The organism is Streptomyces sp. NPDC015171, assembly GCF_043079545.1.
Lineage (GTDB): Bacteria > Actinomycetota > Actinomycetes > Streptomycetales > Streptomycetaceae > Streptomyces.
The window spans coordinates 201,952-228,895 of sequence record NZ_JBIBUO010000012.1 but is presented as its reverse complement, the minus strand read 5'-3'; the positions used below and the strand labels follow the sequence as shown (position 1 = coordinate 228,895).

Below are 26,944 nucleotides of genomic sequence, written 5' to 3'. Positions count from 1 at the left end.
ACGAGAGATGTCAAACTACGGCACCTCTCGTACAATGGTCGGCGTCGAAGGAATCCGTGACGAAGGGGCACCCGCCGTGACCGACAGCGCCACCACCGGTCGCGCACTGCCGCACCCGGAGTGCGAGCAGATCCGCCTGGAGTCCGTGCTGCATGCGCTCTCCGACTCGATGCGGCTCCGGATCGTGCGTGAACTCGCCGCGACGGAAGCGGAGTTGAGCTGCTCGTTCTTCGACCTGCCGGTGACCAAGTCCACCACCACGCACCACTTCCGGGTGCTGCGCGAGAGCGGGGTCATCCGGCAGGTCTACCGGGGCACGGCCAAGATGAACGGCCTGCGCCGGGACGACCTGGACCGGCTTTTCCCGGGACTGCTCGACAGCCTCCTCGCCGCCGCCGACCGGCAGGCCGCCCGCATCGGCGGCTGAACCACCCTTCGCCGGAAGGTGGTTGAAGAGCAGGTTCAGCAGGATCGCGGACAGGCAGCCCGCGCTGATGCCGCTGTTCATCACCGTCCGGAACCAGTCCGGGAACCTCTCGTACACCGTGGGCACGCCCACCGGCAGCATGCCGATCGCCACCGAGACGGCCACCACGGTCAGATTGTCGTTGTCCTTGAAGCCGACCCGGGCCAGCGTGCGCAGACCGCTCGCCGCGACCGTCCCGAACATCACCAGACCGGCCCCGCCGAGCACCGGCGCCGGAATCGCCGCGATCACCGCGCCCAGCTTGGGCAACAGGCCGAGCAGCACCAGCAGCCCACCGGCCGCCGCGACCACCCAGCGGCTACGCACCCGGGTCATCCCGACCAGGCCCACGTTCTGCGCGTACGCCGTGTACGGGAAGGTGTTGAAGACCCCGCCCAGCACGGTCGACAGGCCGTCGGCGCGCAGCCCGTCGGCCAGCGGGCGCGGCTCGACCCTCCGCCCGGTCAGCTCACCGACGGCGATCAGGCCACCAGTCGTCTCGGTCATCGTCACCAGCGCCACCACCAGCATCGACACGATGGCGGACGCCCGGAACTCCGGCGCACCGAAGTGGAACGGTGTGCTCACGCCCACCCAGTCGGCAGCCCCGACCGCCCCGAAGTCGGTGAACCCGGACGGCACCGCCACCGCCAGGCCGACCGCGATGCCGATGAGCACGGCGATCCGGGCGAGGAAGGGCGGTGCGAACCGCTGCACACCGAGCACCACGACCAGGACGAAGCCCGCCAGCGCCAGGTTCTTCGGCGCCCCGAAGTCCTTGGCGCCCGCGCCGCCCGCCGCCCAGTCGCCCGCGACCGGCAGCAGCGAGATCCCGATGATCAGAATCACCGTGCCGGTCACCAGGGGCGGGAAGAAGCGCAGCAGCCTGCTGAAGACCGGCGCCAGCAGCATGATGGCCAGCCCGGCGGCGATCACCGAGCCGTAGATCGCGGGCAGCCCGCCCTGTGTCGTCCCGATGAGCACCATCGGCGGCACGGCCGCGAACGCGCATCCCTGCATGACCGGCAGCCGGACGCCGAACCGCCACAGCCCGACGCACTGGACCAGCGTGGCGATCCCGCACACCAGCAGATCCGCGGTGATCAGGTACGCCAGGTCGGCGGGCGCGACAGCTTCAGCGCGCCGCCCACGATCAGCGGCACCGCGACCGCCCCCGCGTACATCGCCAGTACGTGCTGGAGCCCGAGGGCGGCCAGCTGCCGTGCCGGTGGGATCTCGTCGACGGGGTGCACGTCAGCGGTCGTGGCCATGGGGACTCCAGAGCGGCGGGGGTGTCCGAACAGGACGAGACCGTAAGGGTCTTGAACAGTTTGTTGATTTCCGGACTGTTGCCGGTGTGTGTCCTGGTCGCCGGGCCGCCGGAGGCCCCCGCGGGCTACGCCACCCGCGCCGTCGAGATCAGCGTGTCCCAGTCGGAGAGCTTGACCACGCTCCGCCCCAGCCGTGCCCCCAGCTCCGCCTCGGCCCGCTCGATCGCCAGCCAGCCGCTCCAGGGCACGGGGTCGACGCCGGCCGCCCGCAGCTCCACGACCGGATCCGCCGGGAGGTCCGCCCGGGCCAGCGTGGGCGCGTCCGCGAGCAGGGAGGTCACCGTCTCCTTGGCGCAGGACCGGTTGGTGCCGATGACCCCGGTCGGGCCGCGCTTGATCCACCCGGCGACGTACTCCCCGGCGGAGGGCGCTCCGTCGCGCAGGACGCGGCCCTCCCGGTGCGGGACGGTGCCGCTCGCCGCGTCGAACGGCAGCCCCTCCAGCGGCACACCGCGGTAGCCCACCGAGCGCAGCACCAGCTGCGCGGGCACGTCCTCGTACCGTCCGGTGCCGGTCACGCCGCCCTCGCCGTCCGGCACCGTCCGCTCGAAGCGGACGGCACCCACCCGGTCACCGTCGCCGAGCAGCTCCACCGGGCGCAGGAAGAACCGCAGCCGGATCCGCCGCTCGGCCGCCGCCGAGGGCTGTGCCGCCCAACCGTGCAGCACCTCCACATTGCGCCGCTGCACGGCGGGCAGCGCGCCGGGATCGCCCAGGTCGAGGGCCAGATCGGCCTTGTCCACGGTCACCTCGGTGCCGGGCAGGGCGCCCAGTTCGCGCAGCTCCTTGGTGGTGAAACGGGCCTGTGCGGGGCCGCGCCGGCCCACCATGTGCACATCGGTCAGCCCGCTCGCCGACAGCGTGTCCAGCGCGGCCTGCGGGATGTCCGTGGGCCGCAGCTCGGCCGCGCCCCGGACCAGCATCCGGGCGACGTCGACCGCGACATTGCCCACCCCGATGACCACGGCCGACCGCACCCCGCGCAGGAAGCCCGCGTCGGCCGCGTCCGGGTGGGCGCTGTACCAGGACACGAACTCGGTCGCCGACCAACTGCCCGGCAGGTCCTCGCCTGGGATCCCCAACCGCCGGTCGGTGGCGGCGCCCACGCAGTACACCACCGCGTGGTAGAGGCTCCGCAGCCGCTCCACCGGCAGGCCGCCGGGGCCGCCCACCCGGACCCCGCCGAGGAACCGCACCCGCTCGTCCTCCAGGACCGTCCGCAGACTGCCCTGCAGGGACTTGATCTTCTCGTGGTCGGGCGCGACGCCGTAGCGGACCAGGCCGTACGGGCACGGCAGCCGGTCCAGGACGTCCACCTGGACCCCGGGATCACGCTGAACCAGGCTCTGGGCGGTGTAACACCCGCTCGGTCCGGAACCGACGACGGCGACACGCAGCACAGCGGTACTCCTTGCCGGAAGGAGGGGCGTGCGGACTCTTCCAGGGTCCCACCGCGCGATGCCGGACGGCAGGGGCCGGTGGGGTGATCCGGACGCCCCTCCGTCCGCGCCTGGCCGCGACGCATGTGATCATGCGGTTACGTTGCGCGTGTGCTAGAAGCATCCTTTCTTCATCTTTCCGATCGGGAAGCGGAGGACGGCGCGGTCTCCGTGTGGCCCGCGTGGAAGGTGCGGGAGTCCGGCGGCGCCAGCGGCACGACCTCCTGGTTCCATGTCCTGCTGGCCTTCCCCGACGGGGCCCGGGTCGACGCCCTTGCCGTGGTGAACGAGGGCCGTGTGTCCATCGAGGACGTCACGGCCCAGCCCGCCCTGTCCCTCGCCGATCTGACGGTGCTCTCCGACTGGATCCAGGGACCGCTGTCCGAGGCGTGCGGCGTGCCTGCGGGGGAGGGGTGTGCGGGGAGCGGTGCGGGTGCCGGGGGCGGCGCCCGCGAGGAACCTGTTGCGGATGCGAATGTCGATCCGGTCGTACCTGCGGATGCGGAGACGGATACGGGTGGTGAGAGCGTTACCGGCGGTGCGGGTGGTGAGAGCGATACCGGCGGTGCGGGTGGTGCGGACGGGAGTGGCGAGGGGAGTGGTGCCGGTGGCGGTGACCGCCGGACCGGCGTCGGTGCCGAGCCCGACCCCGGCCCTCCGGTTCCGGGTCACGGCCGGTCGTCCTGGCCGCGTGGAGTCGAGGGGAGCCGGCTCGTGGCGCGGGAGTACCGCGCGGCGCAGGGGGAGGGCGCCGATCCGGTGCTCGCCGTGATGAACGCGACCGGGCACAGCCGCCGACGCGCCCTGCGGCTCATCGCCCAGGCGCGGGACGCGGGCTTCCTGACCCCCCGCCACATCCGGCGCTGACCCCCCGCCACATCCGGCGCTGACCCCCCGCCACATCCGGCGCTGACGCGCCGACTTGCCCCTGTCAGGGACTGCTCGGGCGCTCGTCCGTGGCGAAGAACCGGGACAGGTCCCCGTTCCGTGCCCCCGCTGCCGGCTCGCTCTCCGGAGGCACGCCCATCTCCCAGTCGAGCCCGTAGCGCCGGAACAGTTCGGCGCGCAGCACCGGGACCGGCATCGGCACGCCCGGCACCAGCGCCGAGTACACCGCACCCATCAGCAGGGCCCGCAGCATCGGGTAGTCGGCCGTCACGTTCTGCGCGCCGTAGCGGGCGACGGTGTCGCTGAGCAGCTCCGCCAGCCGCCGCTGCTCGGGGCACTGCACGAAACCCTCGGCCTGCAGCAGGCCCGCCATGTGCTGGCGCATCAGCACGGGCCGGTCCCGGGCCAGGCCCAGAATCGCGTCGACGGCCCGGGCCAGCCGCTCCCGGCCGTCCTCGGTACGCGGTTCCCGCTCCAGCGCCTCCTCCAGCGTGCGGTGCATCAGCCGGTGTACCGCCGACTGCACCAACTGGCGTTTGCCGGGGAAGTAGTACGACACCAGTCCACGCGCCGAACCGGCCCGGTCAGCGATGTCTGCCAGCGTCGTCGCCTCGAACCCGTGCTCGCCGACCAGCTCCACGGCGGCCTGCAGCAGCCGCTCTCGGGAACGCCGCCGCAATTCTTCATTGACCGAGGCGCTGCGCGGGGACATCCTGTAACTCCTGCGTTGACTGGCTGCCAGCCAACTATACTCAACGCGGAAGGGCACCCCTGTGCTTGGGGCCGCCCGGAGCTGCTGTCCGTCTGGGGCGACGCGGGGGAGCGCCTCAGACGGACGGCAGTGCACCATCGACGCCGTGTCCGCGTCATCCACGCCGGGCCCGCCATCCACGCCGGGTCCGCGTCGGAACGGCGCCGATCCGCGGTGCGATCCCCAGCCCCACGGCTTTACCGCCGGCGGGCCCTGTCGCCCGGAACCTGCCGGTCATGGCTCATTCGCGTCCTTGTCGATGAGTTGCCCCGACTCCACCCTGTTCAAGGCCACTGGTGAGCAAGAGGGGGGAACGTGCCTTTCGGCAGTGCGGACCGCGCCCAGCTGCAGCGGATCACCGAACAACTCGGCAAGCTCGCCGCCGACCTCGCCGCGGTGCAGCAACAGGTCGCCGACCAGCAGCACGCCATGGACCAGATACGGCAGGACACCACGGCCGCCCTCCGTACAGGGCTCGGCGAGATCCGGGCCGACGCCCGCGATGCCCTGGTCCGCGCCCACGAGAGCACCGCGGTGCCGCTCGCCGGCATGGGCGGCGAACTCGCCGCCCTCCGCGGCGCCGTAGGCCGGCTCGACGACACGCTCGGCAGGACGCAGACGGTCGCTCCGCCGGTGACGGACACACATCCCCCGTCGGACCCCGCGCCGGGGCCGGAGCACCCGGAACCCGAGCCGCAGGTGCCACCCCGGCAGGCCGGGTCCGAGCCGCGGCGCCCGGACGGAGCCGGGACCGCAGGCCAGGGCGAACCCGACGAGGCCGTCCTGCGGGCCGCCGCGGGCGTAGCCCACGCCACCTTGGAGGCCCACCGCGACACCTGGGCCTTCCTCGTCCAGGTAGCCGGCAGCGAACAGCACTTCCACATCCCCGGAAGGGTCGAGGACCACGAGGGATTCGTCAGCGTCCGGTTCTCCGGCCCCAGCCTCGTGGCCGCGCTCATCAGCCTCGCCCACATCGCCGGCACCACGGGCAACCCCGTGACCCGGGCGATCGCCGACCACATCCGGCTGAAGATCACCGGAGCGGTGCGGGCCGTCATCGACACCCCGGCCCGCGACGGCGAGGGAACCCCCGTCCGGATCGTCGTCGACGACCGGTCCGCACCCGTCGGCACCGTGGACCCGTAGGACCCGTAGGACCCGTAGGAGCCCTGCGGGGCTCCGCGGCGAACCTGGGGCCGGTCCGGTCCGGGCCCGGTCAGCTCATCAGGTCCAGCACCGGCAACAGGCCGTCGGGGCGCTCGGTCACCGGCAGATGGTCCACGAAGTGCACCCGGCAGCCGAGCGCGGCGGCCCCGCCGTCCGCCTCCTTGTTGTCTCCCACCATCAGCACCTGCCGTGGATCAGCGCCGAGCGCCTCGCAGGCGACCGAGAAGAGGCGCGGGTCCGGCTTCTGCACCCCGTGCTCGTACGACAGCACGTACGCGTCCACATACGCGTCGAGCCCGTGCGCACGGAAGACCGGGCGCAGGTCCCAGCCGATGTTGCTGACCACCGCGACGCCGATGCCACGGTCGCGCAGGGTGCGCAGCACCTCGGCGGCGTCGGGATACGGGGACCAGGCGGCGGGTGTCATGTGCCGTTCGTACAGGGCGTCGTACAGCCCGGGGTCCGGCAGCGGCACCCGGCGGGACAGGCCGGTGTACGCGGCCCGGTGCAGCTCCGCGCTCTCGTCCCGGACCGCCCAGGCGTCCGCGAGGTCCGCAGGCAGTTCCAGCGGGGCCGCACCGCCCGCGAGCGCGCCGGCCGCCTCCAGGGCCCGTGCGGCACCGGCCAGTTCGGGCTCGGGCAGGGTGTGTCCGCTCCCGGCCAGGACCGCACGCAGCCAGGATTCGGTGGTCTCGACGCGGAACAGCGTCCCGGAGAAGTCGAACAACACGGCGTCCATGCGCGGGACTCTACCGGCGAGGAGGCTCCGCGAGCCCCGTCGGACGGCTGCGCCGCCGCTCGTGGACCAGTACGGCGAGTGCCACCAGCAGAGCCCCGAACAGCCACCCGCCGAACACGTCCGACGGCCAGTGCACGCCCAGCCAGATCCGGGTCACCCCGACCCCGATCACGGAGACGAGCGCCGCCGCCACGGCCGTCCACCACAGGACGCGGCCCGGACGGTGGCGGCGCAGCAGCCACAGCAGCAGGCCGCAGACCACGGTGGCGGTCAGCGCGTGACCGGACGGAAAGGCCGCGTAGTGCGCGGAGTCGACCGGGTCCGGCCAGACCGGGCGGGGGCGGCCGACGGCCGCCTTCACCGCCTGCTGCACGATCGTGCCCACCGCGCAGGTGATGGCGAGCCACAGCGCCGTCCACCAGGCCGCGCGGCGCCACACCAGCCACAGCACCACCGCGGCGGCCACCAGGCGCATGGTGAGCGGGTCCCACACCCAGTCCGACAGCACCCGGAAGACCCGGGTCACGGCGCGTTCGTCGACCGCCCAGTGGTGGGTGGTGCGGGAGACGCGGGCGTCCAGGGCGAGCAGCGGGTGCCAGCGCACCGCGACGAGGACCAGCAGCAGCACCGAACAGACACCGAGAACGGCGGCCACCCGGGCGGCGGCCCTGCGGTGCGCCCCGGGCGGACCGGGGGGCCGGGGCGGTGGGGGAGCGGCGGGGTGACGGTGCATGCCGCGATCCTTGTCGATGAGGTGGCCGGGACCAAACCGCCCCGAGGGCCGGGGTGGCGTCCCCGCGGCGCGAGGTGTGCGGGACGGTGCGCTCAGCCCAGTGCGCGCAGCCCCGGCACCAGTGCCACCAGGACCGGGACCGCCGGCACCAGTGCGGCGGTCGCCGTCAGCCCCAGCCGGCGCAGGGCGGGGAGCCGGTCCGGAGCGGCCAGCAGCCGGCGCACCCGCTGCGGCACATGCGCCAGCGGAGCCGGAGTGGGGCCGAACACGCCCCGCTCCTCGTTCAGGTCGACCAGGGCGAGGGCCGTCGTGAGGCGGCCGAAACGCCGGGACGCCGTGTCGTCGGCGGCCAGCTCGACCAGCCGGTGCATCTCGTCACGGAACGCGGCGAACACCGGGACCTGCGGGAACCCGACCGCCAGCGCGGCCGAGCAGTTCAGCAGCCAGTCGTGCCTGGCCTGCGCGTGCCCCTGTTCGTGCGCGAGGAGCGCGTCCAGCCGGCGCCCCTTCAGCCGGCGCAGCGCGGCCGTGGTGATGACCAGCCGGGGCGCGGCGCCGGACAGCCACCAGGCGTCGGGGCGCTCGCCCTCCAGCACCACCAGCCGGCCGCTCGCCGGCTTCTCGCCCGGCAGCAGCGGCGCGCGGACCAGCAGGTCGGCCCGCCGCCCGCGCCGCCGGGCCCGGGCCCGTACGACCTCGCGGACCAGCATGGCCAGACTCCACAGTCCGCCGCAGGCGAGCAGCACCGCGGTGGGTGCCGCCCAGGGGCCGGCCGTGCCGAGCGCGTACGCGTCCACGACCGCGCGCGGCGCGCTGGCGAACACCTGCCCCCGCACCGCCTGCCAGGCCGCGGCCGCGCTGAGCGTCATCGACAGGGCGCAGCACAGCAGGACGCCCGCCACGACGCACTGCCACGCCCAGAGGGCGACGACCGGCTCGCGGTCCGGCCAGCAGGACCGGGCCAGCAGACGGGGGGCGACGGCGGCGGTCAGGGCGCCGAGCAGCAGCAGGGCGACGGGGACCATCATGGTCAGCACCCTACGAGTGCGGGGCCGTTCGGCGGTACGGTCCACGGCGCCGAAGTGACGCAGTCGACGCGGGCGTCGCGGGGTCCGGCGCTCACATCGCCAGCAGCATCGCCACCATGCCGATCCCCATCGACAGCCGACATGCTCGCGCCAGCTCCGGGCGGTCTCCCCAGGGGACCGGCCCGGTCGCGCCCGCCGATGCCGCGGCGGGCACCAGACGGGCGCCGGAGAGCAGCACATAGCCCGTGAAGTAGAGCAGGAGCGTGCCGGTGAGCAGGGGTACGCCCGTGCCGCCGTGCACATGGTGGGCGGCGGGCGGGGCGTCGGCCATCGCCACCGCCATGTAGACCATCGCGGCGCTGCCCACCAGGTGGTGCAGATGATGGGGGCCGCCGCGCACGGCCCACAGCGCGCGCAGGGCCGCCGCGCCGAACACGGCCGCGTACACCGGCCACGCCCATCGCGGCGGTGTGAACACCGCCGCCGGCACGGCCATCGCGGCCATGCCGAAGCCCATCAGCGCCTCGCCGCCGGCGGCCCACCGCTGCTCCACGACCCCGCTGCGCATCCGCAGCAGGCAGTAGGCCCCGGTCGCCGCGCAGAGCGCGACCAGCAACCAGGCTGTCGACACCGGTCCGTGCACGCGCAACCTCCCCGCTCGACGGTCGGTCGAGGGTGCGATGCCCCGTACCGACGGAGCGCACGCACGCGCAAGGGTGTACGCGGGGAGCATGCGGGGGAGCGCGGAGGGTGACCGGCGGCGGCCCACCAGGGGCGGGGCACGGTTCCGGAGATAAATAATTTACAGGTAAAACACATGCTAAATTGATGGTATGAGCAGTGCGACCCCCCACCGTCTTCCCCTCGCCGGCGTGCTCCGCCTCGGGCGCCCCTCCGACATCTGGTTCAAGCCCGCGCTGAGCGCCGTCGCCGCGCTCGCCCCGCCCAACCTCACCCTGCTCGCACTCGGCCGGCTCGACCTGGCCATGTACACGATGGCCGGATCCCTGTGCGCGCTCTACGCCCACAACCGGCCCTACGCCGCCCGGGCCCGCGCCCTGGCCTGGGTGGTGCTCGGCATGGTCGGCGGTCTCGCCGTCGCCCTGACCGCCGCCGCGCTCACCACGAACGCCGTCGTGCTCGTCACCGTCGGCGCCGTCCTCGCGGCGGTGCAGAAGACGGTGTGCGACGCCACCCGGGTCGGACCGCCCGGCAATGTGGTCCTCACCTTCATCAGCTCCGCCTCGCTGTTCGCCCCGCAGACCCTCGGGCAGGTTCCCGGGCACGTCGGACTCGCCCTGGCCGCCGGCGCCTGGGCCTGGCTGATCGGCATGGCGCCCGGCCTGCTCCGCCCGCACGGCCCCGAGCGCCGCGCCACCGCCCAGGCCCTGAACGCCACCGCCGCCTACGCCGACACCCGCGGCACCGCCGACGGCCACGCCCGGGCCCGCGCCGCGAGCGCCGCCGCGATCCACGCCGCCTGGCAGTCGCTGCTCGCCGCCGGAGCCCGCCCCGACCGCACCCGGCACGCCCTCGAACAGCTGCTCGTCCGCGCCGAGGTCGCCCTCGCCGCGCCCGCCGGCACCGAGCCGGCCCGGCTGCGCCGCTGGGCCCGCGAACTGCGCGGCACCGGCCGGGTCCCGCGCGTCGAGCAGCCGCGCGAGACCGCCGACGAACTCCTCGGCGTGGCCGCCGAGCGCGCCCTGCCGCCCCGCTCGCCGTGGCACCGGCTCGCCCCCCTCGCGCCCCTCGCCGCACGCACCGCGCTGGGCTGCTCCCTCGCCGGATACGCCGCCCTCGCGCTCGGCGTCGGCCGCCCCTACTGGGCGCTGGTCACGGCGGCCTCCCTCTACCAGGCCAATGTCACCCTCACCTGGAGCCGAGGCGTCCAGCGGGTCGTCGGCAACCTCGTCGGCGTCCTCGTCTTCGCCGTGCTCGCCCCGCTCACCCATCCGCATCCGGCCGCGCTGGTCCTGAGCTGCCTCGCGCTGACCTTCGGCGCGGAGGCGCTGATCGGCCGGAACTACTGGCTGGGCAGTGTCTGCGTCACCCCGATGGCCCTGCTCGTCACCGAGTTCGCCCGTACCCAGGACCCGGCCGGGCTGATCACGGACCGGGTCGCGGACACCCTCGTCGGCGCACTGGTCGGTTTCGCCGCCGCGGTCGCCGTCACCAACCGGCGCGCGGGCGACCGGCTCGACCACGCGCTGACCGCGGCGGAGCGCGCCCGCGAGAGCGCCGCCCGGCTGCTCGCCGAGCCGCACCCGGCGCCCCGCGCCCTGGAGTCCGCCCACCGCACCCTCGCCGCCGCGCTGGTCGACCTGCGCGCCACGGCCGACGCCGCCGCCGGCGAGTGGTGGCAGCGCGCCCTGCCCGAGGAGCGGGTCGTGCTCACCGAGCAGTCCGGACACCGTACGCTCGCGGCGACGGTACGGCGGCAGGGACTCGTACCGCGGGACCGGGACCGTGACCAGGACCCGGGCAGGACGACGGAGGACATACGGCCATGACGGCGACGAACGGCGGACCGACGCGCGGCAGCGAAGCGACCGGGGCCGGCACCGATCCCGTGCGCGGCGACACCGTCTCCGCCGTCGTCGGCCAGTGGCAGGCCGTCCACCCGGGGCTGGACACGGGACCCATGGAGATCATCGGCCGGATCAACCGCTGCGCCGCCCTGCTCCAGCAGGCCGAGGACGCGCCGCTGCGCCGGGCAGGCCTGAGCCGCCCCGAGTTCGACCTGCTCGGCGCGCTGCGCCGCACCGGCCATGAGCTGACCCCCGGCGAGCTGGCCCGGGAGACCTTCTCCTCGGGGGCCGCCGTCACCAAGCGGGTGAAGCAGCTGACGGAGCGCGGCCTGGTCGAGCGGCGCGGCGACACCCGCGACCGCCGCGTCGCCCACCTCCGCCTCACCGAAGCGGGCCGCGACCTGGTCGACGGCATCCTCCCCGAGCAACTCACCTACGAGACGGCCGTGCTGTCGGTGCTGCCCGACCAGGGCCGGCATGAACTCGCGGGTCTGCTGGCCGAGTTGCTCGGCCGTCTGGAGGGGCGGATGGGCGCACTGCGGGCGTAGCCGCCGGGCGCGTACGGCACCGGGGCCGGAGCTCGCCCGCGGGCGAGCCGCCGCTCAGCCCTCCGCGCCCGCCCGGTGCACGCCGAACGCCGCCCCCTGCGGATCCCGCAGCACCGCGATGCGCGGGCCGTCCGGAACCGTCGTGGGCGCCAGCAGGACGGCACCGCCCGCCCGCCGCGCGACCTGCGCCGTCGCGTCCACGTCGTCCACCGCGAAGTACGGCAGCCAGTGCGGGGGCACCTCGGGCGGGAACCGGTCGGCCATGTCGGCCATGCCGCCGAAGTCCGCCCCGTCGATGCCCCACTGCGTGTACCACTCCGAGGCGTCCGCGCTCCAGCCGAACAGCACGGTGTAGAACTCCCGGGCCCGGACGGTGTGCCGGGTCGCCAGCTCCACCCAGCCGAGCGCGCCGGGCGCGTTGAACAGCCCGGCACCCGGGAAGGACCGCGCCTGCCAGAGCTGGAAGACCGCGCCCGTCGCGTCGGCGGCCACCGCGAACCGGCCCGCGTCCAGCACGTCCATCGGGCCGAGGAGCACCACACCGCCGGCCTCCTCCACCCGCCGTGCCGCCGCGTCCGCGTCGGCCACCGCGAAGGAGACGTTCCACGCCACGGGCTGGGACTCCTGGTATAGGGGACTGAGCGCGGCCACCGCGGCGTCCCCCAGCCGCGCCATCGTGTAGCCGCCCGCCTCCGGGCGCGGGTCGGTCTCCGGCCGCCAGCCGAACAGCTCGGTGTAGAAGCGCTTCGCCCCGTCCAGGTCACTGGTCCCCAGCTCGGTCCAGCACGGTCCGCCGAGTACCGGTTTGTCGAACTTCATGTCTCCGCACGCTAGCCGCCGATCCGGGCCCCGGCCATCCGGAACCGGCCGGCCCGAGGGCCGGGCCGCCGCGCCCACGGGCACCGGGGCACGGAAGTTATCCCGGCGCCCTTTTGGCGGACGGCCCCGGCGGACGGCCCCGGCGGACGGCCCCGGCGGACGGCGCGGACCCGGCGCACCGGGCCCCCGCCCCGTACACGGACCCTGCATCCCCCGGTCGCCCTAGACCCCGGGCCGGTACCGCAGCGGATGGTCCGCCGGGATCTCCACGAGAACGATGCGGACGCCGTCCGGATCGGTGATCCACATCTCGATCAGACCCCACGGCTCCCGCACCGGGGGCCGGACGATCTCGACGCCCCGCGCCCGCAGCTCCCCGGCGGCGGCCGTCACGTCCTCGACCTGCAGCCACAGCTGGACCGCGGGCGAGGCCGGGGTCCCGGAGCGGCCGGAGACCTCAAGGAAGCCGCCGCCGAGGAAGTAGACCGTGCCGCGCTCGGGGCCGGTACCGAACTCGCGGTAGACGGACAGGCCGAGCCGCTCGCCGTAGAAGGTGCGCGAACGCTCGGGATCGGTGGGCCGGAGCAGGGTCCGGCTGCTGAGTACATGCACCATGCACGAGGAGCCTAGCGGCACCGTTACCCTCAGCGGTGGCCCCGCCCACCCGAGATCGGAGACCGCCACCATGGACAGGCCCGCAAGCCCGGACAGCGAACTCACCTTCCGCGATGCCGCCGACACCGATGTCGACGCCCTCGTCGCCCTGATCGAGTCGGCGTACCGCGGGGACAGCAGCCGGGCGGGGTGGACCACCGAGGCGGACATCCTGGAGGGGCAGCGGACCGACCCCGAGGGCGTGCTCCAGGTGATCAAGTCGTCCGAGAGCCGGCTGCTGGTCGTCGAGCGGAACGGCCGGATCGTCGCCTGCTGCCAGCTGGAACACCGCGGTGCCCACGCCTACTTCGGCATGTTCGCGGTGAGCCCTGTCCTGCAGGGCGCCGGTCTGGGCAAGGCCGTCATCGCGGAGGCGGAACGCCGGTCGCGCGAGACCTGGGGCGTCACCGAGATGCACATGACGGTGATCTCCGTGCGTGACGACCTGATCGCCTGGTACGAACGCCGCGGCTACCGCCGTACGGGACAGATGTCCCCGTTCCCGTACGGCGACGAGCGCTTCGGCATCCCGCAGCGGCCCGACCTGCAGTTCGAGCTGCTGGTCAAGCCGCTGGTGTGATGGTCGCGCGCGGGCCGCCCGCCGGGTCACGCGGTGAAGCGGCCCGTGCGCTTGATCTCCGGATAGTCGGTCGTCGCGCCGTCCAGCTCCAGGGCGCGCACCAGCCGCAGCTGCTCCTGGGTGTTGACCACCCAGCCGATGATCCGCAGCCCCGACGCGCGCGCGTGCTCGACGATCTCCAGCGTGAGCCGGCGGATGTTCAGACACACCGTCGCCGCGCCCACGGCCACGGCGCGGTCCACCACGTCGGTGCCGTACCGGCTCGCGATCAGCGCGGTCCGCACGCCCGGCACCAGCCGCGCGATCTCGGCGACCGCGTCGTCGTGGAACGAGGACACCTCCACCCGGGCGGTCAGGTCCCGTGCCCGCATCACCTCGGCCAGCGCCCGCGCCGCCGCCACGTCCTTGATCTCGGCCTGCAGCGGCGCGCACACCGCCTCCAGGACCTCCTCGAAGACCGGTACCCGCTCCCCGCGGCCCGCGTCCAGGGCGCGCAGTTCCGCGAGGGTCTTGTCGGCGATCGCCCCTGAGCCGTCGGTCGTACGGTCCACGTCCGCGTCGTGCATGACGACGAGGGCGCCGTCCTTGCTGAGATGCAGATCGAGTTCGATCAGGTCGAGGCCGGCGTGCTGCGCGGCGACGAAGGAACGGAGGGTGTTCTCGGGCTCGACGCCCATGACCCCGCGATGACCGATGGTAAGGAAGTTCAAGGCTCAACTCGCTTCCGTCGACGGCGGCTCGGCGGCGCGCGGACCGATGCCCCCGATCCGGACGTCGTCGTCCGCGCGGCAAGGTCGCAGCCTAACGGCCGGGCCGTGCGTTGAACCCGCGGCTGCGCGGGGCATTCGGGCTCCGGCGCAGGCGCGGGTTGGCCGGTATGCGCCCCGGCCGTCACCCTCTCGTGGGCGCGTCCCCGCACCCATTGACCGACCGGGTCACCGTCCGGCCGACACCGCCCACGGTCCGACGGAAGTGAGCGTCGTCACGATGGGCGGCAGGAAAAATGTCGGTGACCAAGCGAGTGCACAGAACAATTTCCCGATCGCGGTCTTGCTGAGCGAAAGGGGGTACGCATACGGTGTCCATACGCGAGGTTCTCCTGTGGAGGGTGGGACATGACGGAAATTCTTGTGCAGGCGGGTGCGGAGGGTCAGCTTCCTTCGCAGACCAGGGCGGTCGAGCATCCGGCTTGGCGCGTACTCAAGGATGCCGTGGAGCAGATTCGGCCATGGCAGTCGAAGGACGGGTCGATCGACTTCGACGCCGAGGGCGCGCCGCAGCGGGCCGAGGCCCTGGCGGCCGTCGAGCGGGTCGCCGACGCCGTCGAGCGGCTCTCCCCGCTCCTGCCGCACGACGCCGCCTACCACCAGGCCCTGGTGAAGGACCTGCGCCGGTGGGCCGAGGGCGGCTTCCAGGTGCCGGACTTCCTCGACTCCCTGCTGGCCTTCCAGCCCGCGGCGAACCGCGCCGACGGTCTGCAGCACCTGGTCGTCTTCCCGATGTACACGCAGAACGGCAACCCGGACCGCAATCTGGAGGCGGTCGTGCTGCGTATGGTCTGGCCGGACTGGCTGGCCGAGCTGGAGCGCACCCGGTACGACAACCCGCTCTTCTGCGGCATCACCTTCGAGGACTTCACCTCGGGCTACGACACCAACTCCGCGGTGCTCTTCCCGGAGACGATCGCCGTCCGCGAAGCGCCGGAACGTTTCTCCTGGGGTGGCATCTTCTGTGACCGCGAGGCCGCGCGCTTCCGCCGCGTGACCGACGCCGCCGTCGGCATCCTGGGTCTCCAGCTGCCCGAGGACATCGCCGCGATGGTCCACGACCAGAAGCGCTGCGAAGAGGCGTTCGTGCTCTGGGACATGGTCCACGACCGCACCCACAGCCACGGCGACCTGCCGTTCGACCCGTTCATGATCAAGCAGCGCCAGCCGTTCTGGATGTACGGGCTGGAGGAGCTGCGCTGTGACCTCACCGCCTTCAAGGAGGCCGTGAAGCTGGAGACGGACGGCGTCCCGCAGGCCCGTGACGTGCAGTACGCGGTGCTCTTCGACCGCATGTTCCGCTTCCCGGTCACCGGCGACCGCGTCCGCAACTACGACGGCCTCGGCGGCCAGCTGCTCTTCGCCTACCTGCACAAGCACGATGTCGTCCGCTGGACCGACAACAAGCTCGCCATCGACTGGGAGCGCGCCCCGCAGGTCACCAACCAGCTGTGCGCCGAGATCGAGAAGCTCTACAAGGACGGCATCGACCGCCCGAAGCTGGTGCACTGGTTCGCCGGCTACGAGCTGGTCGCCACGTATCTCGCCCCGCACCCCGGCTCCAAGTGGGCCAAGGGCCCGGACGCCCTCGACCTCTCCCTGCCGCCGCGCAAGCTGGTGGACGACGTGCTGCCGGACGAGTTTCCGCTGAGCATGTTCTATGAGGCGCTGTCCAAGAAGCTGAAGAACGTGATCGCCTCCACCAAGGGCATCACGGCGGACGGCGCCGAGCGGATCGCCGCGTGAGCGACCGCCTTCAGAACACTGCTCAAGAGGGGAAGAACATGGTGGGGAACGGGTCACTCAGCGGTGCGGTGATCGCGGTGGCGGGCGCGGGCGGACCGGCCGGGCACGCGACGCTGGTCCGGCTCGCGGAGGCGGGCGCCGTCGTCGTCGGCGCCGACAACAACGCCGAGCGCCTGGCGGAGGCGGTGGACGCGGCCCGCTACGCACGGGGCGGCGCCACGGTCACCGGCGAGACCGTGGACCTGCTCGACCTGCAGTCCACCCGGGACTGGGCCGCGCGGATCGAGAAGGACCACGGCCGCATCGACGGCCTGGTCCACCTCGTCGGCGGCTGGCGCGGCGGCGCGAACTTCGCCGACACCGACCTGGCCGACTGGGACCTGCTGGAGAAGCTGCTCGTCCGCACCGTCCAGCACACCTCGCTCGCCTTCTTCGAGGGCCTGCAGCGCAGTGACCGCGGCCGGTACGTGCTCATCAGCGCCGCCGGCGCGTCGAAGCCGACGGCGGGCAACGCGGCGTACTCCGCGGCCAAGGCCGCGGCCGAGGCCTGGACGCTCGCGATGGCGGACGGCTTCCGCAAGGCGGGGGGCGAGGCGGGCCCGCGTTCGGCGGCTGCGATCCTGGTGGTGAAGGCGCTGGTGCACGACGCGATGCGCGCCGAACGCCCCAACGCGAAGTTCGCGGGCTTCACGGACGTCAAGGACCTGGCCGAGGCCGTCGAGGGCGTCTGGAGCAAGACCGCCGCCGAAGCGAACGGAAACCGTCTGTGGCTGACCGAGAAGCCGTGAACCCTCCCAAGACCGACGCGCGTCGCCACCACGACCCGCAGGTCCGCGGTTTCGCCAGTGACAACTACGCCGGAGCCCACCCGGAGGTGCTGGCCGCCCTGGCCCTGGCCAACGGCGGCCATCAGGTGGCGTACGGCGAGGACGAGTACACCGAGAACCTCCAGCGGATCGTCCGCGGCCACTTCGGGGCCACCGCCGAGGCCTTCCCGGTCTTCAACGGCACCGGCGCCAACGTGGTCGCGCTCCAGGCGGTCACCGACCGCTGGGGCGCGGTGATCTGCGCCGAGAGCGCGCACATCAACGTCGACGAGGGCGGCGCCCCCGAGCGCATGGGCGGCCTGAAGCTGCTCACCGTGCCCACGCCCGACGGCAAGCTCACGCCCGAGCTGATCGACCGGCAGGCCTGGGGCTGGGAGGACGAGCACCGCGCGATGCCGCAGGTCGTCTCGATCACCCAGAGCACCGAGCTGGGCACGCTCTACACGCCCGAGGAGATCCGCGCGATCTGCGAGCACGCCCACGCGCGCGGGATGCGGGTGCACCTGGACGGCTCCCGGATAGCCAATGCCGCCGCCTCCCTGGACGTACCCATGCGGACGTTCACCAACGCGGTCGGTGTCGACATCCTCTCGCTGGGCGGGACGAAGAACGGCGCCGTGTTCGGCGAGGCGGTCGTCGTCATCAACCAGGACGCGGTGCGGCAGATGAAGCACCTGCGCAAGATGTCGATGCAGCTGGCGTCCAAGATGCGCTTCGTCTCCGTGCAGCTGGAGGCGCTCCTCGCCAAGGATCTGTGGCTGCGCAACGCCCGCCACGCCAACGAGATGGCCCAGCGGCTCGCCGAGGGCGTCCGCGCCGTGCACGGTGTGGAGATCCTCTACCCGGTCCAGGCCAACGGCGTCTTCGCCAAGCTCCCGAACGACGTGAGCGAACGGCTGCAGAAGCGGTTCCGCTTCTACTTCTGGGACGAGGCCGCCGGAGTGGTGCGCTGGATGTGCTCCTTCGACACCAGCGAGGAGGACGTCGACGCGTTCGTGGCGGCCCTCAAGGAGGAGATGGCCCGCTAGCCTCCGCAGGACTGCATGGATATGCGCTCACCCGAAATTTCATTGACCCTCGGGTGGGCGCATTCCTATGCTCTGCGGGCATGGAGCTGATCCAGAACACCACCGACCTCTCCGCCTACCTGGCGGCCGACGAGGTCATCGACCACCATCATCGGGTGGTCGGGCAGCACGCGGCACGGCTGGCCGCAAGGGCAGCCGACTCGTATGAGTATGCGCGGCTCGCCTATGAGTACGTACGGGACGCCATTCCGCACTCGCAGGACTCCGGCGATCTCCGCGTCACCTGGCGGGCCTCCGACGTGCTGGCCCTGGGCACCGGCATCTGCTACGCCAAGGCCCACGCCCTGGCCGCGCTGCTGCGGGCCGAGGACATCCCGGCCGCCCTGTGCTACCAGCGCCTCGCCGACGGCGAGGGCGGCCACGCGGTGCACGGACTGGTCGCCGTGCGCTTCGCCGGCGCCTGGCACCGGCAGGACCCGCGCGGCAACAAGCCGGGCGTCGACGCCCGGTTCTCCCTGGACGGCGAGCGACTGGCCTGGGTCCCGGACCCCGCGGCGGGGGAGAGGGACTACCCGTTCCTCTACGCCGCCTCGCATCCGGCCGTCCTCGCCGCGCTACGGGCCGCCCCCGACCGACCGTCCCTGTGGGAGACGCTCCCCGGCGCGCTCTGAGCCGGTCCGGCCGGGCTCAGGCGTGCGCGGCGGGCCTCAGTGGGCCTCGGCCGTCCGCAGCTGCTCCGCCGTCGGTGCCGTACCGCCCAGGTGCGCGGGCAGCCACCAGGAGTCCTCCGTGCCCTTGGGGCGGGCCGGGTAGGAGCGCTGGGCGGCCTCCAGGAGTTCCTGGACGCGCTCGCGCAGCCGGCGGGTGATGGCGCCGGCGTACTGGTCGCGGGGGGCCTCCACGGCCTCGCCGACCCGGATGGTGACGGGCGTGTGGCTGCGCTTGAAGTTGCGCGGCTGCCCCTTGGTCCACAGTCGCTGCGTGCCCCACACGGCCATCGGGACCAGCGGGACGCCCGCGTCCTGGGCCAGCCGGGCGGCGCCCGACTTGAAGCTCTTCAGCGTGAAGGACTGCGAGATCGTCGCCTCCGGGAAGACCCCGATGACCTCGCCGGAGCGCAGCGAGTCCAGTGCGTGCGCGTACGCCGCCTCGCCCTGCTTGCGGTCCACCGGGATGTGCTTCATTCCGCGCATCAGCGGCCCGGAGACCTTGTGGCGGAAGACGGAATCCTTCGCCATGAAACGCACCAGGCGCTTCTGCGGAAGGGCGGCCAGGCCGTTGAAGACGAAGTCCAGATAGCTGATGTGATTGCTCACCAGCACGGCGCCGCCCGCGCGCGGGATGTTCTCCGAACCCTGACAGTCGATCTTCAGATCCCAGACCTTGAACAGCGTCTTGGCGAATCCGATGACGGGACGGTAGACCAGCTCTGCCATGGGCGGGGTGGACCCTTTCTGCTCTGCTCGGGGAAGGGGCTCCCGGCGGGAAAGTTACGCAGCCGTAGGTCTACGGCATCGTGCAGATCGTGCCCGAAGAACGGACGGGTAGCCAGCCCTGGTGCCCGGCGCGGGCGAGATCCTCGTCACGTCGGCCTACATCTCACCTGGATCTTTAAGCCTCCTTTACTCCACTCGGGTCCCCCTTATCGCCGGAGCGGGAATATCCCGCGCCCCGGCCGGCATCGGGATCCGCCGGAGAACTTGCCGGTGAGAGGGGAATCTTTACGGTCCCGTGAACGCTTGTACCGAGGATGACCGGACCGGAGCGGTGGAACGGGGGAGCGGGCGTGCGCTCAGGCGACGACAGCGGGCGGCTCGGGGCGGCCGAACTGGGGGGTGAACTGGGCACGCGTGCCACGCTCGTGCAGTTCTCCAGCGCATTCTGCGCGCCCTGCCGGGCCACCCGGCGGATTCTCGGCGAGATCGCCGGGATGGTCCCGGGCGTGACCCATGTGGAGGTCGACGCCGAGGCCCGGCTCGACCTCATGCGGGCGCTGGAGATCCACAAGACGCCCACCGTGCTGGTCCTGGACGCCGGCGGACGGGTGGTGCGGCGTGCCGCGGGGCAGCCCCGCAAGGCCGACGTCATCGCGGCTCTGGGGGAGGCGGTGTGAGCGTTCTTCAGGGAAGCGTGAGAGATCTTTCAGATCCCGGAAGGTGCTTGACTGCCCGGACCACCTCTCGTCAGCCTGACCGTATGCCGATCGAACTCCTTCTCTACGGGCGGGTCCACGTCGACCTCGCCCGCACCGCGAGCGCGCGCTGTCCCGGCTGCTGAGCAGTCGCGGACCCGCCCTCATCCCTCGCAGAAGGACAACTCCATGACGGTTACGCCCGGCCTCGGTACCCCTCAGCTCGCCTCGCCCGACCTGCTGCGCTCCACCTTCCGCCGGCATGCCGCCGGTGTCGCGGTGATCACCGCGCGTGGCGCATCGGGACCGGTCGGCTTCACCGCCACCTCCCTCTCCTCCGTCTCCGCCGAGCCGCCGATGGTCTCCTTCGGCATCGGCACGGGCGCCTCCAGCTGGCCCGCGATCTCCGAGGCCGACCATGTCGGGGTGCACATACTCGGCGAGCACCAGAGCGAGCTGGCCGCCACCTTCGCGCGCAGCGGCGCCGACCGCTTCGGTGCGCCCACCGTCTGGCGGCCGGGCCCGGAGGGCGTACCCGTCCTCGACGACGTGCTGGCCTGGCTGGTGTGCCGGATCGTCGGGCGGGTCCCGGCGGGAGATCACCGGATCGTGCTGGCCCAGGTCGTCCTCGGCGATCCCTCGGGTGCCGGCCGCCCGCTCCTGTACCACCAGGGCCGCTTCAACGGTCTGCGGGATTGATCACGCGGCCCCTTCCTGCGAGGCGGTCGAGTACCGGTTACGCTGCGTTGCGAAGGTCACAGTTCAAAGCGCTTGCTTAGCGGGCATGAACTGGGTGTACTGACGAGTAATATTTCGTTCGGAGCGCTCGGTCGCCCCGATCGGGATCGGCCGCTTGAGGCGCCTATGCTGCCTGCAAGAGGCAGCCAGGAAATGTCGATGCAGTAGGAGAGCCGGCGTGAGCTTGAGGATCGTTGTCACTGTGAAGTACGTGCCCGACGCCACTGGCGACCGGCACTTCGCCGATGACCTGACCGTCGACCGGGACGACGTGGACGGTCTGCTCTCCGAGCTGGACGAGTACGCGGTCGAGCAGGCCCTGCAGATCTCGGAGAACTCGGACGACGACGCCGAGGTCACCGTGCTGACCATCGGCCCCGAGGACGCCAAGGACGCGCTCCGCAAGGCGCTCTCGATGGGTGCCGACAAGGCCATCCACGTCGAGGACGACGACCTGCACGGCACCGACGCCATCGGCACCTCGCTGGTGCTGGCCAAGGCGATCGAGAAGGCCGGCTTCGACCTGGTCGTCTCCGGTATGGCCTCCACCGACGGCACCATGGGAGTCGTCCCGGCGCTGGTCGCCGAGCGTCTCGGTGTCCCGCAGGTCACCCTGCTCTCCGAGGTCTCCGTCGAGGACGGCGTGGTCAAGGGCCGGCGTGACGGCGACGCCGCGTCGGAGCAGCTGGAGGCCGCGCTTCCGGCGGTCGTCTCCGTGACCGACCAGTCCGGCGAGGCCCGCTACCCGTCCTTCAAGGGCATCATGGCGGCCAAGAAGAAGCCGGTGGAGTCCTGGGACCTGTCCGACCTGGACATCGAGGCCGAGGAGGTCGGTCTCGAGGGTGCGTTCACCAAGGTCGAGGACGCGGCCAAGCGCCCGGAGCGCACGGCCGGCACCGTCGTCAAGGACGAGGGCGAGGGCGGCAAGCAGCTCGCTGAGTTCCTCGCGAGCCAGAAGTTCATCTAAGGGCTCGCCCCCGCTGACCGCCCCTCAACTTCGTTACGCAGGAGAGCAATCCCATGGCTGAAGTCCTCGTCTATGTCGACCACGTGGACGGTGCCGTCCGCAAGCCCACCCTGGAGCTGCTGACCCTGGCCCGCCGCATCGGCGAGCCGGTCGCCGTCGCGCTGGGCAACGGCGCCGCCGACACCGCCGCCACGCTCGCCGAGCACGGCGCGGTGAAGGTCCTCACCCACGAGGCGTCCGAGTACGCCGACTACCTGGTCGTGCCGAAGGTGGACGCCCTGCAGGCCGCCCACGAGGCCGTCTCCCCGGCCGCCGTGCTGGTCCCGTCCTCCGCCGAGGGCAAGGAGATCGCCGCCCGCCTGGCGCTGCGCATCGGCGCCGGCGTCATCACCGACGCCATCGACCTGGAGGCCGGTGACGAGGGTCCGGTCGCCACCCAGTCGGTGTTCGCCGCGTCCTTCACCACCAAGTCCCGTGTCATCAAGGGCACCCCGGTCATCACGGTCAAGCCGAACTCGGCCGCCGTCGAGGCCGCCCCGGCCGCGGGCAGCGTCGAGGCCCTGTCCGTGACCTTCTCCGACAAGGCCACCGGCACCAAGGTCACCGGCCGCACGCCGCGTGAGTCGACGGGCCGCCCGGAGCTGACCGAGGCCGCGATCGTGGTGTCCGGCGGCCGCGGTGTCAACGGCGCCGACAACTTCTCGATCATCGAGGCGCTCGCCGACCAGCTCGGTGCCGCCGTCGGCGCCTCGCGTGCCGCCGTCGACGCCGGCTGGTACCCGCACACCAACCAGGTCGGCCAGACCGGCAAGTCGGTCTCGCCGCAGCTCTACATCGCCAACGGCATCTCCGGCGCCATCCAGCACCGCGCCGGCATGCAGACCTCGAAGACCATCGTGGCCGTCAACAAGGACGCCGAGGCCCCGATCTTCGAGCTGGTCGACTTCGGTGTGGTCGGCGACCTCTTCGACGTCGTCCCGCAGCTGACCGACGAGATCAAGACCCGCAAGGGCTGAGCTCCGGCTCCGCCGTACGAGGCCCCCGCGACCGCGCACGGTCGCGGGGGCCTCGTGTCATCCCAGTGTCAGGCAAGCCCGCACCGGCAGGTGATCGCTGGGGAACCGGCCGTGCAGCGAGAAGGTGTCGATCGAGGCCCGGTGCACGGTGACACCGGGGGTGGCGAGGATCCAGTCGATGCGGTCGCCGTCCGGGGTCAGCGGCTTGTAGCCGTGGAAGGTCGCGTACAGCAGGCCGCGCTCGGCGGCGGTGTCCCAGGTGTCGGTCAGTCCGGCGCCCAGCATCGTGTCGTAGACCGGGTTCCCGTGGGCGGCGACATTGAAGTCGCCGGTGACCAGGAGCGGCAGCGAGCGGTCGAGTCCGGCGATGCGCTGGGAGATCAGCACGGCGGCACGCGCGCGTGCGTCCTGGCGGCGGTTGTCGAGGTGCGTGTTCAGGACGTAGAACTCCCGGTCGCCGTCGCGCAGGTCCCGGAACCGGACCCAGGTGACCATCCGGACGGAGCCGCCGCCCCAGGTGTTGGATCCGATCACGTCCGGCGTGTCGGAGAGCCAGAAGTGGTCGTACTCCTGCGGGGCGAGCCGGCGGGTGTCGTAGAAGACCGCCATGAACTCGTCGCGGCTGCCGCCCGCGCGACCGGTGCCGATCCAGTCGTAGCAGCCGCCGAGGTCGGCCTCGATGTCGCGCAGCTGCTGGTAGAGGCCCTCCTGCGTGCCGATGACGGCGAGGTGCTCGCGCCGCAGCAGGGCGCGCGTCACGGGCCTGCGGGCGGCCCAGCTGTGGGGCTCGGCGGTGCTCGCGTAACGCAGGTTGAACGACATGACGTGCAGGGGGCGGCGGTGCGCCCCGCCCGCCGCGGCGGGGCCGGCGGAGAGTGCTGTACTGGACAGGGGTACGGAGGCGGCGGCCGCCAACGCGGTCTTCAGGCCCGAACGGCGGCTGAGTCGGCTGCGGATCGGCACGGGGGCTCCTTCTGCGACGGCTTCCGGGGGAGTCGGTGCTGAGGCGCTGTGCGTGAGGAGTGTGCGGCCTGGATGGTGCCAGACGGACGTGAACTTGCCGAGATGGCGGAGTGGAGCGCACGGAATGCGGTGTTGACCAGCGGGAAGGTTGGCAGATAACTTCACCATACGGATTGTTGATTCCGTAAAGCGGAAAGCTTGGAGGGTGTGGGATGGGTCAGCAGGAGAAGGTGGCGACGAGTCTCGCGGGCGCCGTCAGCGAGGAGATCAGCGCCTCCCTCGCACCGGTCGACGCGGAGCTGGAGCGCCGCTACCCCGGGGACCCCGGCTCCCGGCAGCCCGTCCACACCGTCTACGTCCCCGGTGACGCCTTCGCCGCCGACACCCTGCGCACCTGGGGCGACCAGGCCCTCGCCCTGCTCGACGAACACGCCCCGGACGCCGCCTCCTTCGCCGCCGTCCTCGGCCTCGCCGACGACCTCGCCGAGCCGGTCCACTCCCGGGTGCGCGCCAAGCTGGAGCGCGAGCCCGTCGAGGACCTGCGCGTCGACTTCGAGGACGGCTACGGCCCCCGCCCCGACGCCGAGGAGGACGAGGCGGCCGCCCGCGCCGCCCGCCTGATCGCCGAGGCGTACGCGAACGGCACCGCCGCGCCGTACATGGGCATCCGCATGAAGTGCATGGAGGCCGCCGTACGCGACCGCGGCATCCGCACCCTCGACGTCTTCCTCACCGGTCTGATGGAGGCCGGCGGCCTGCCCGACGGCCTGGTCCTCACGCTGCCGAAGGTGACGTATGCCGAGCAGGTCAGCGCCTTCGTCCGGCTCCTGGAGGCGTTCGAGAAGGTGCACGGCCTGGACGCCGGCCGCCTCGGCTTCGAGATCCAGATCGAGACCAGCCAGTCCATCCTGGCCACCGACGGCACCGCCACCGTCGCCCGTATGATCCAGGCCGCCGACGGCCGCGCCACCGGGCTGCACTACGGCACCTTCGACTACAGCGCCTGCCTGGGCGTCTCCGCCGCCTACCAGGCCAGCGACCACCCGGCCGCCGACCACGCCAAGGCGATCATGCAGGTCGCGGCGGCCGGCACCGGCGTCCGCGTCTCCGACGGCTCGACCAACGTCCTCCCCGTCGGCCCGACCGCCAAGGTCCACGACGCCTGGCGCCTCCACTACGGCCTCACCCGCCGCGCCCTCGGCCGCGCCTACTACCAGGGCTGGGACATGCACCCCGGCCACATCCCGACCCGGTACGCGGCCGTCTTCGCCTTCTACCGCGAGGGCTTCGAGCAGGCGGCGGCCCGCCTCGCCCGGTACGCCAACCGGGCCGGCGGCGACGTCATGGACGAGCCCGCCACCGCCAAGGCGCTCAGCGGATATCTGCTGCGCGGCCTGGACTGCGGCGCCCTGGACATCGCCGAGGTCGCCCGCCTCAGCGGCCTGACCCGCGCCGACCTGGAGGGCTTCGCGGCACCCAGGCGCGGCGACCTGACGGCCTCCGCCCACTAGCCGGGCCCCTCGGCTCCGGCCGGCGGTCCGGCCCCGCATCCCCGCCCCGTACTCCGGACGCCGCGCATCGACAGGCGCAGGCGCCGCAGGAGCGGGGCGGCGGTGTGTCCTTGGGAGAGGAGACCGGGGAGAGAGGGGGGTCGGGGGGAGGGCTGCCGGTCGAGGACCTGCTCCGCTCGTCGGGTCGCCGGTCGAGGAGCCGTGCGCCGCCATCGACGCCGCAGCGGCCGGACTCTCAGATGAGGGCGAGGGCCAGGATGAGGGGCGGAGGCCGGTCGGCCGTCCGCCGCCGGCCTGCCGCCGGCCCCGTCCGCTCCCCTGCCGGGGCGGGATTCAGGCCGCCGGCGGCAGTTCGCCCGAGCCGCGGGTGATCAGCCGGGTCGGCAGTTCGATCCGCTCGGGTGCGATCAGGGTGCCGTCGAGCTGACGGAAGAGGCGCTCGGCGGCGGTGCGTCCCAGAGCCGCCGCGTCCTGGGCGACGACGGTCACGCCCGGCTGGAGCAGATCGGCCAGCTCGATGTCGTCGAAGCCGACGAGCGCCACCCGGTGGGCCTGCTCGGCGAGGACCCGGACCACGGTGACCGTCACCCGGTTGTTCCCGGTGAAGATCGCGGTGACCGGGTCGGGGCCGGACAGCATCTCCTGCGCCGCCCGGCGCACCCGCTCCGGATTCGTCGCCCCGAGGGACATCCAGCGGTCCTCGACGGTTATCCCGGCGTCCGCCATCGCCGACCGGTAGCCGCGCAGCCGCTCGGCCGCGGTGTGGATACGGGGCATGTCGCCGATGAACCCGATGCGGTGGTGGCCGTGCGCGATGAGGTGGGCGACACCGTCGCGGGCTCCGCCGTAGTTGTCGGACAGCACCACGTCGGCGTCGATCCGGCCGGCCGGGCGGTCCACGAACACGGTCGCCACCCCGGCCCTGATCTCCGGCTCCAGATAGCGGTGGTCGTCCCCGGCCGGGATCACCACGAGACCGTCCACCCGGCGCGCGCACAGGGCGAGTGCCAGCTCCTGCTCGCGCTCGGGATCCTCGGCGCTGGAACCGTTGATCAGCAGGGCGCCGTGGGCGCGGGCCACCTCTTCGACGGCGCGGCTCAGCGGGCCGTAGAACGGGTCCGCGAGATCCTCCAGGACCAGGCCGATGCTCGCCGTACGGCCCTTGCGCAGCACCCGGGCGCTGTCGTTGCGGCGGAAACCGAGCGCGTCGATCGCCTCCTGCACCCGGCGCTCGGTGTCCGGCGTGACCCCGGGCTCGCCGTTGACCACCCGGGAGACGGTCTTCAGTCCGACCCCGGCGCGCGCCGCCACGTCCTTCATGGTCGGACGGTTGCCGTACCGGTTCCCGGGAAGGCGGTCTGCGCGGCGGGTGGTCTCGGGCACGATGCGTCTGTCCTGTCTCTCGTCCGACTCCCAGGGGGGTGCGGCGCGATCCATGGGCTTGTATGAGGATGTGGCGTCGAGCATAGAGCCTGGACAACGTTGTCAGATGCGAGAGAGACTGTCCACCGCTGTCTCCGGCCTGCGCCCCCACCGCTTGACCGGCTTGCCTCTTTCTGGTTTTCAAGCTTCAACGGGG

27 protein-coding genes and 1 pseudogene are annotated in these 26,944 nt (G+C 72.7%); 15 read left to right on the top strand and 13 right to left on the bottom strand.

Annotated elements, in window-relative coordinates:
• The first annotated feature begins 34 nt into the window (after positions 1 to 34).
• Entirely contained in the window at positions 35 to 427 is a 393-nt protein-coding gene (locus ACF073_RS29475; protein WP_392074523.1) for an ArsR/SmtB family transcription factor, read from the top strand.
• Here ACF073_RS29475 and ACF073_RS29470 read toward each other — a convergent pair.
• Together ACF073_RS29470 and ACF073_RS29465 are read right to left on the bottom strand one after the other, a co-directional pair.
• Positions 353 to 1,737: pseudogene (locus ACF073_RS29470) on the bottom strand (nucleobase:cation symporter-2 family protein); the annotation flags it as partial. The gene ACF073_RS29475 and the pseudogene ACF073_RS29470 overlap by 75 nt on opposite strands.
• A 125-nt stretch (positions 1,738 to 1,862) precedes the next feature.
• Complete coding sequence (locus tag ACF073_RS29465; protein ID WP_392074435.1) at positions 1,863 to 3,197, bottom strand: FAD-dependent oxidoreductase; 1,335 nt, start codon at positions 3,195 to 3,197, stop codon at positions 1,863 to 1,865.
• Between the two features lie 210 nt (positions 3,198 to 3,407).
• On the opposite strand from ACF073_RS29465, the gene ACF073_RS29460 reads away from it, so the two are divergent.
• A complete protein-coding gene (locus tag ACF073_RS29460) occupies positions 3,408 to 4,103 on the top strand; it encodes a DUF6214 family protein (RefSeq protein WP_392074434.1) in 696 nt (231 codons plus the stop codon).
• A gap of 64 nt (positions 4,104 to 4,167) precedes the next feature.
• Here the strand turns inward: ACF073_RS29460 and ACF073_RS29455 are convergent, their stop codons facing one another.
• Positions 4,168 to 4,836 (bottom strand): TetR/AcrR family transcriptional regulator, encoded by a 669-nt coding sequence (locus tag ACF073_RS29455; protein WP_392074433.1) that lies wholly within the window; start codon positions 4,834 to 4,836, stop codon positions 4,168 to 4,170.
• A 354-nt stretch (positions 4,837 to 5,190) separates the two neighbouring features.
• Here ACF073_RS29455 and ACF073_RS29450 point away from each other — a divergent pair, with 354 nt between their 5' ends.
• Positions 5,191 to 6,021 (top strand): hypothetical protein, encoded by an 831-nt coding sequence (locus ACF073_RS29450; protein WP_392074432.1) that lies wholly within the window; start codon positions 5,191 to 5,193, stop codon positions 6,019 to 6,021.
• Positions 6,022 to 6,091: 70 nt separating this feature from the next.
• Here ACF073_RS29450 and ACF073_RS29445 read toward each other — a convergent pair whose 3' ends face one another.
• The 4 genes from ACF073_RS29445 to ACF073_RS29430 all read right to left on the bottom strand — a co-directional run bounded on the left by ACF073_RS29445 (position 6,092) and on the right by ACF073_RS29430 (position 9,185).
• Positions 6,092 to 6,781 carry an HAD family hydrolase gene (locus ACF073_RS29445; RefSeq protein ID WP_392074431.1) on the bottom strand — a complete coding sequence of 230 codons (690 nt, stop codon included), beginning with the start codon at positions 6,779 to 6,781 and terminating at the stop codon, positions 6,092 to 6,094.
• 10 nt (positions 6,782 to 6,791) lie between these two features.
• On the bottom strand, positions 6,792 to 7,514 hold the full coding sequence (locus ACF073_RS29440; protein WP_392074430.1) for a phosphatase PAP2 family protein: 723 nt from the start codon (positions 7,512 to 7,514) through the stop codon (positions 6,792 to 6,794).
• Positions 7,515 to 7,606: 92 nt separating this feature from the next.
• A complete protein-coding gene (locus ACF073_RS29435) occupies positions 7,607 to 8,542 on the bottom strand; it encodes a M56 family metallopeptidase (RefSeq protein ID WP_392074429.1) in 936 nt (311 codons plus the stop codon).
• A gap of 91 nt (positions 8,543 to 8,633) precedes the next feature.
• A complete protein-coding gene (locus tag ACF073_RS29430; RefSeq protein WP_392074428.1) occupies positions 8,634 to 9,185 on the bottom strand; it encodes a DUF5134 domain-containing protein in 552 nt (183 codons plus the stop codon).
• Positions 9,186 to 9,375: 190 nt separating this feature from the next.
• On the opposite strand from ACF073_RS29430, the gene ACF073_RS29425 reads away from it, so the two are divergent.
• Both ACF073_RS29425 and ACF073_RS29420 read left to right on the top strand, forming a co-directional pair.
• Positions 9,376 to 11,052: an FUSC family protein gene (locus ACF073_RS29425; RefSeq protein WP_392074427.1), complete on the top strand. Its 1,677-nt coding sequence runs from the start codon at positions 9,376 to 9,378 to the stop codon at positions 11,050 to 11,052.
• On the top strand, positions 11,049 to 11,618 hold the full coding sequence (locus ACF073_RS29420) for a MarR family winged helix-turn-helix transcriptional regulator (RefSeq protein ID WP_392074426.1): 570 nt from the start codon (positions 11,049 to 11,051) through the stop codon (positions 11,616 to 11,618). The genes ACF073_RS29425 and ACF073_RS29420 overlap by 4 nt, the downstream gene beginning before the upstream one ends.
• A 54-nt stretch (positions 11,619 to 11,672) precedes the next feature.
• Here the strand turns inward: ACF073_RS29420 and ACF073_RS29415 are convergent, their stop codons facing one another.
• Together ACF073_RS29415 and ACF073_RS29410 are read right to left on the bottom strand one after the other, a co-directional pair.
• Complete coding sequence (locus ACF073_RS29415; protein ID WP_392074425.1) at positions 11,673 to 12,437, bottom strand: VOC family protein; 765 nt, start codon at positions 12,435 to 12,437, stop codon at positions 11,673 to 11,675.
• A 222-nt stretch (positions 12,438 to 12,659) separates the two neighbouring features.
• Positions 12,660 to 13,052 carry a VOC family protein gene (locus tag ACF073_RS29410; RefSeq protein ID WP_392074424.1) on the bottom strand — a complete coding sequence of 131 codons (393 nt, stop codon included), beginning with the start codon at positions 13,050 to 13,052 and terminating at the stop codon, positions 12,660 to 12,662.
• A 70-nt stretch (positions 13,053 to 13,122) separates the two neighbouring features.
• Between ACF073_RS29410 and ACF073_RS29405 the strand changes: the two genes are divergently transcribed.
• Positions 13,123 to 13,671: a GNAT family N-acetyltransferase gene (locus tag ACF073_RS29405; protein ID WP_392074423.1), complete on the top strand. Its 549-nt coding sequence runs from the start codon at positions 13,123 to 13,125 to the stop codon at positions 13,669 to 13,671.
• 26 nt (positions 13,672 to 13,697) lie between these two features.
• On the opposite strand, the gene ACF073_RS29400 is transcribed toward ACF073_RS29405, so the two are convergent.
• Positions 13,698 to 14,381 carry a glycerophosphodiester phosphodiesterase gene (locus ACF073_RS29400; protein ID WP_392074422.1) on the bottom strand — a complete coding sequence of 228 codons (684 nt, stop codon included), beginning with the start codon at positions 14,379 to 14,381 and terminating at the stop codon, positions 13,698 to 13,700.
• Between the two features lie 405 nt (positions 14,382 to 14,786).
• On the opposite strand from ACF073_RS29400, the gene ACF073_RS29395 reads away from it, so the two are divergent.
• The 4 genes from ACF073_RS29395 to ACF073_RS29380 all read left to right on the top strand — a co-directional run bounded on the left by ACF073_RS29395 (position 14,787) and on the right by ACF073_RS29380 (position 18,710).
• A complete protein-coding gene (locus tag ACF073_RS29395) occupies positions 14,787 to 16,184 on the top strand; it encodes a DUF6421 family protein (protein ID WP_392074421.1) in 1,398 nt (465 codons plus the stop codon).
• Positions 16,185 to 16,225: 41 nt separating this feature from the next.
• Positions 16,226 to 16,972, top strand: a complete 747-nt coding sequence (locus ACF073_RS29390) for an SDR family NAD(P)-dependent oxidoreductase (RefSeq protein ID WP_392074522.1) — start codon at positions 16,226 to 16,228, stop codon at positions 16,970 to 16,972.
• Positions 16,969 to 18,039 (top strand): threonine aldolase family protein, encoded by a 1,071-nt coding sequence (locus ACF073_RS29385; protein ID WP_392074420.1) that lies wholly within the window; start codon positions 16,969 to 16,971, stop codon positions 18,037 to 18,039. The genes ACF073_RS29390 and ACF073_RS29385 overlap by 4 nt, the downstream gene beginning before the upstream one ends.
• Positions 18,040 to 18,119: 80 nt before the next feature.
• Positions 18,120 to 18,710, top strand: a complete 591-nt coding sequence (locus tag ACF073_RS29380) for a transglutaminase domain-containing protein (RefSeq protein ID WP_392074419.1) — start codon at positions 18,120 to 18,122, stop codon at positions 18,708 to 18,710.
• Between the two features lie 36 nt (positions 18,711 to 18,746).
• Here ACF073_RS29380 and ACF073_RS29375 read toward each other — a convergent pair whose 3' ends face one another.
• A complete protein-coding gene (locus tag ACF073_RS29375) occupies positions 18,747 to 19,475 on the bottom strand; it encodes a lysophospholipid acyltransferase family protein (RefSeq protein WP_392074418.1) in 729 nt (242 codons plus the stop codon).
• Between the two features lie 314 nt (positions 19,476 to 19,789).
• On the opposite strand from ACF073_RS29375, the gene ACF073_RS29370 reads away from it, so the two are divergent.
• The 4 genes from ACF073_RS29370 (at position 19,790) to ACF073_RS29355 (ending at position 22,891) form a co-directional block, all read left to right on the top strand.
• Complete coding sequence (locus ACF073_RS29370; RefSeq protein WP_392074417.1) at positions 19,790 to 20,152, top strand: TlpA family protein disulfide reductase; 363 nt, start codon at positions 19,790 to 19,792, stop codon at positions 20,150 to 20,152.
• Between the two features lie 207 nt (positions 20,153 to 20,359).
• On the top strand, positions 20,360 to 20,869 hold the full coding sequence (locus ACF073_RS29365) for a flavin reductase family protein (protein WP_392074416.1): 510 nt from the start codon (positions 20,360 to 20,362) through the stop codon (positions 20,867 to 20,869).
• A gap of 217 nt (positions 20,870 to 21,086) precedes the next feature.
• Entirely contained in the window at positions 21,087 to 21,875 is a 789-nt protein-coding gene (locus ACF073_RS29360; protein WP_392074415.1) for an electron transfer flavoprotein subunit beta/FixA family protein, read from the top strand.
• 53 nt (positions 21,876 to 21,928) lie between these two features.
• Positions 21,929 to 22,891 (top strand): electron transfer flavoprotein subunit alpha/FixB family protein, encoded by a 963-nt coding sequence (locus tag ACF073_RS29355; RefSeq protein ID WP_392074414.1) that lies wholly within the window; start codon positions 21,929 to 21,931, stop codon positions 22,889 to 22,891.
• Positions 22,892 to 22,948: 57 nt separating this feature from the next.
• On the opposite strand, the gene ACF073_RS29350 is transcribed toward ACF073_RS29355, so the two are convergent.
• Positions 22,949 to 23,854: an endonuclease/exonuclease/phosphatase family protein gene (locus tag ACF073_RS29350; RefSeq protein WP_392074413.1), complete on the bottom strand. Its 906-nt coding sequence runs from the start codon at positions 23,852 to 23,854 to the stop codon at positions 22,949 to 22,951.
• A gap of 212 nt (positions 23,855 to 24,066) precedes the next feature.
• Between ACF073_RS29350 and ACF073_RS29345 the strand changes: the two genes are divergently transcribed.
• Positions 24,067 to 25,365 carry a DUF6986 family protein gene (locus tag ACF073_RS29345; RefSeq protein ID WP_392074412.1) on the top strand — a complete coding sequence of 433 codons (1,299 nt, stop codon included), beginning with the start codon at positions 24,067 to 24,069 and terminating at the stop codon, positions 25,363 to 25,365.
• Between the two features lie 333 nt (positions 25,366 to 25,698).
• On the opposite strand, the gene ACF073_RS29340 is transcribed toward ACF073_RS29345, so the two are convergent.
• Entirely contained in the window at positions 25,699 to 26,748 is a 1,050-nt protein-coding gene (locus ACF073_RS29340) for a LacI family DNA-binding transcriptional regulator (protein WP_392074411.1), read from the bottom strand.
• Positions 26,749 to 26,944: the final 196 nt, after the last annotated feature.

Bases quoted from the DNA above. Each gene is read 5' to 3' on its own strand.
- ACF073_RS29415 (WP_392074425.1), bottom strand. From the start codon at position 12,437: ATGAAGTTCGACAAACCGGTACTCGGCGGACCGTGCTGGACCGAGCTG.
- ACF073_RS29380 (WP_392074419.1), top strand. From the start codon at position 18,120: ATGGAGCTGATCCAGAACACCACCGACCTCTCCGCCTACCTGGCGGCC.
- ACF073_RS29435 (WP_392074429.1), bottom strand. From the start codon at position 8,542: ATGATGGTCCCCGTCGCCCTGCTGCTGCTCGGCGCCCTGACCGCCGCC.
- ACF073_RS29365 (WP_392074416.1), top strand. From the start codon at position 20,360: ATGACGGTTACGCCCGGCCTCGGTACCCCTCAGCTCGCCTCGCCCGAC.
- ACF073_RS29440 (WP_392074430.1), bottom strand. From the start codon at position 7,514: ATGCACCGTCACCCCGCCGCTCCCCCACCGCCCCGGCCCCCCGGTCCG.
- ACF073_RS29455 (WP_392074433.1), bottom strand. From the start codon at position 4,836: ATGTCCCCGCGCAGCGCCTCGGTCAATGAAGAATTGCGGCGGCGTTCC.
- ACF073_RS29405 (WP_392074423.1), top strand. From the start codon at position 13,123: ATGGACAGGCCCGCAAGCCCGGACAGCGAACTCACCTTCCGCGATGCC.
- ACF073_RS29420 (WP_392074426.1), top strand. From the start codon at position 11,049: ATGACGGCGACGAACGGCGGACCGACGCGCGGCAGCGAAGCGACCGGG.
- ACF073_RS29355 (WP_392074414.1), top strand. From the start codon at position 21,929: ATGGCTGAAGTCCTCGTCTATGTCGACCACGTGGACGGTGCCGTCCGC.
- ACF073_RS29475 (WP_392074523.1), top strand. From the start codon at position 35: ATGGTCGGCGTCGAAGGAATCCGTGACGAAGGGGCACCCGCCGTGACC.
- ACF073_RS29395 (WP_392074421.1), top strand. From the start codon at position 14,787: ATGACGGAAATTCTTGTGCAGGCGGGTGCGGAGGGTCAGCTTCCTTCG.
- ACF073_RS29445 (WP_392074431.1), bottom strand. From the start codon at position 6,781: ATGGACGCCGTGTTGTTCGACTTCTCCGGGACGCTGTTCCGCGTCGAG.
- ACF073_RS29425 (WP_392074427.1), top strand. From the start codon at position 9,376: ATGAGCAGTGCGACCCCCCACCGTCTTCCCCTCGCCGGCGTGCTCCGC.
- ACF073_RS29370 (WP_392074417.1), top strand. From the start codon at position 19,790: ATGACCGGACCGGAGCGGTGGAACGGGGGAGCGGGCGTGCGCTCAGGC.
- ACF073_RS29345 (WP_392074412.1), top strand. From the start codon at position 24,067: ATGGGTCAGCAGGAGAAGGTGGCGACGAGTCTCGCGGGCGCCGTCAGC.
- ACF073_RS29410 (WP_392074424.1), bottom strand. From the start codon at position 13,052: ATGGTGCATGTACTCAGCAGCCGGACCCTGCTCCGGCCCACCGATCCC.
- ACF073_RS29375 (WP_392074418.1), bottom strand. From the start codon at position 19,475: ATGGCAGAGCTGGTCTACCGTCCCGTCATCGGATTCGCCAAGACGCTG.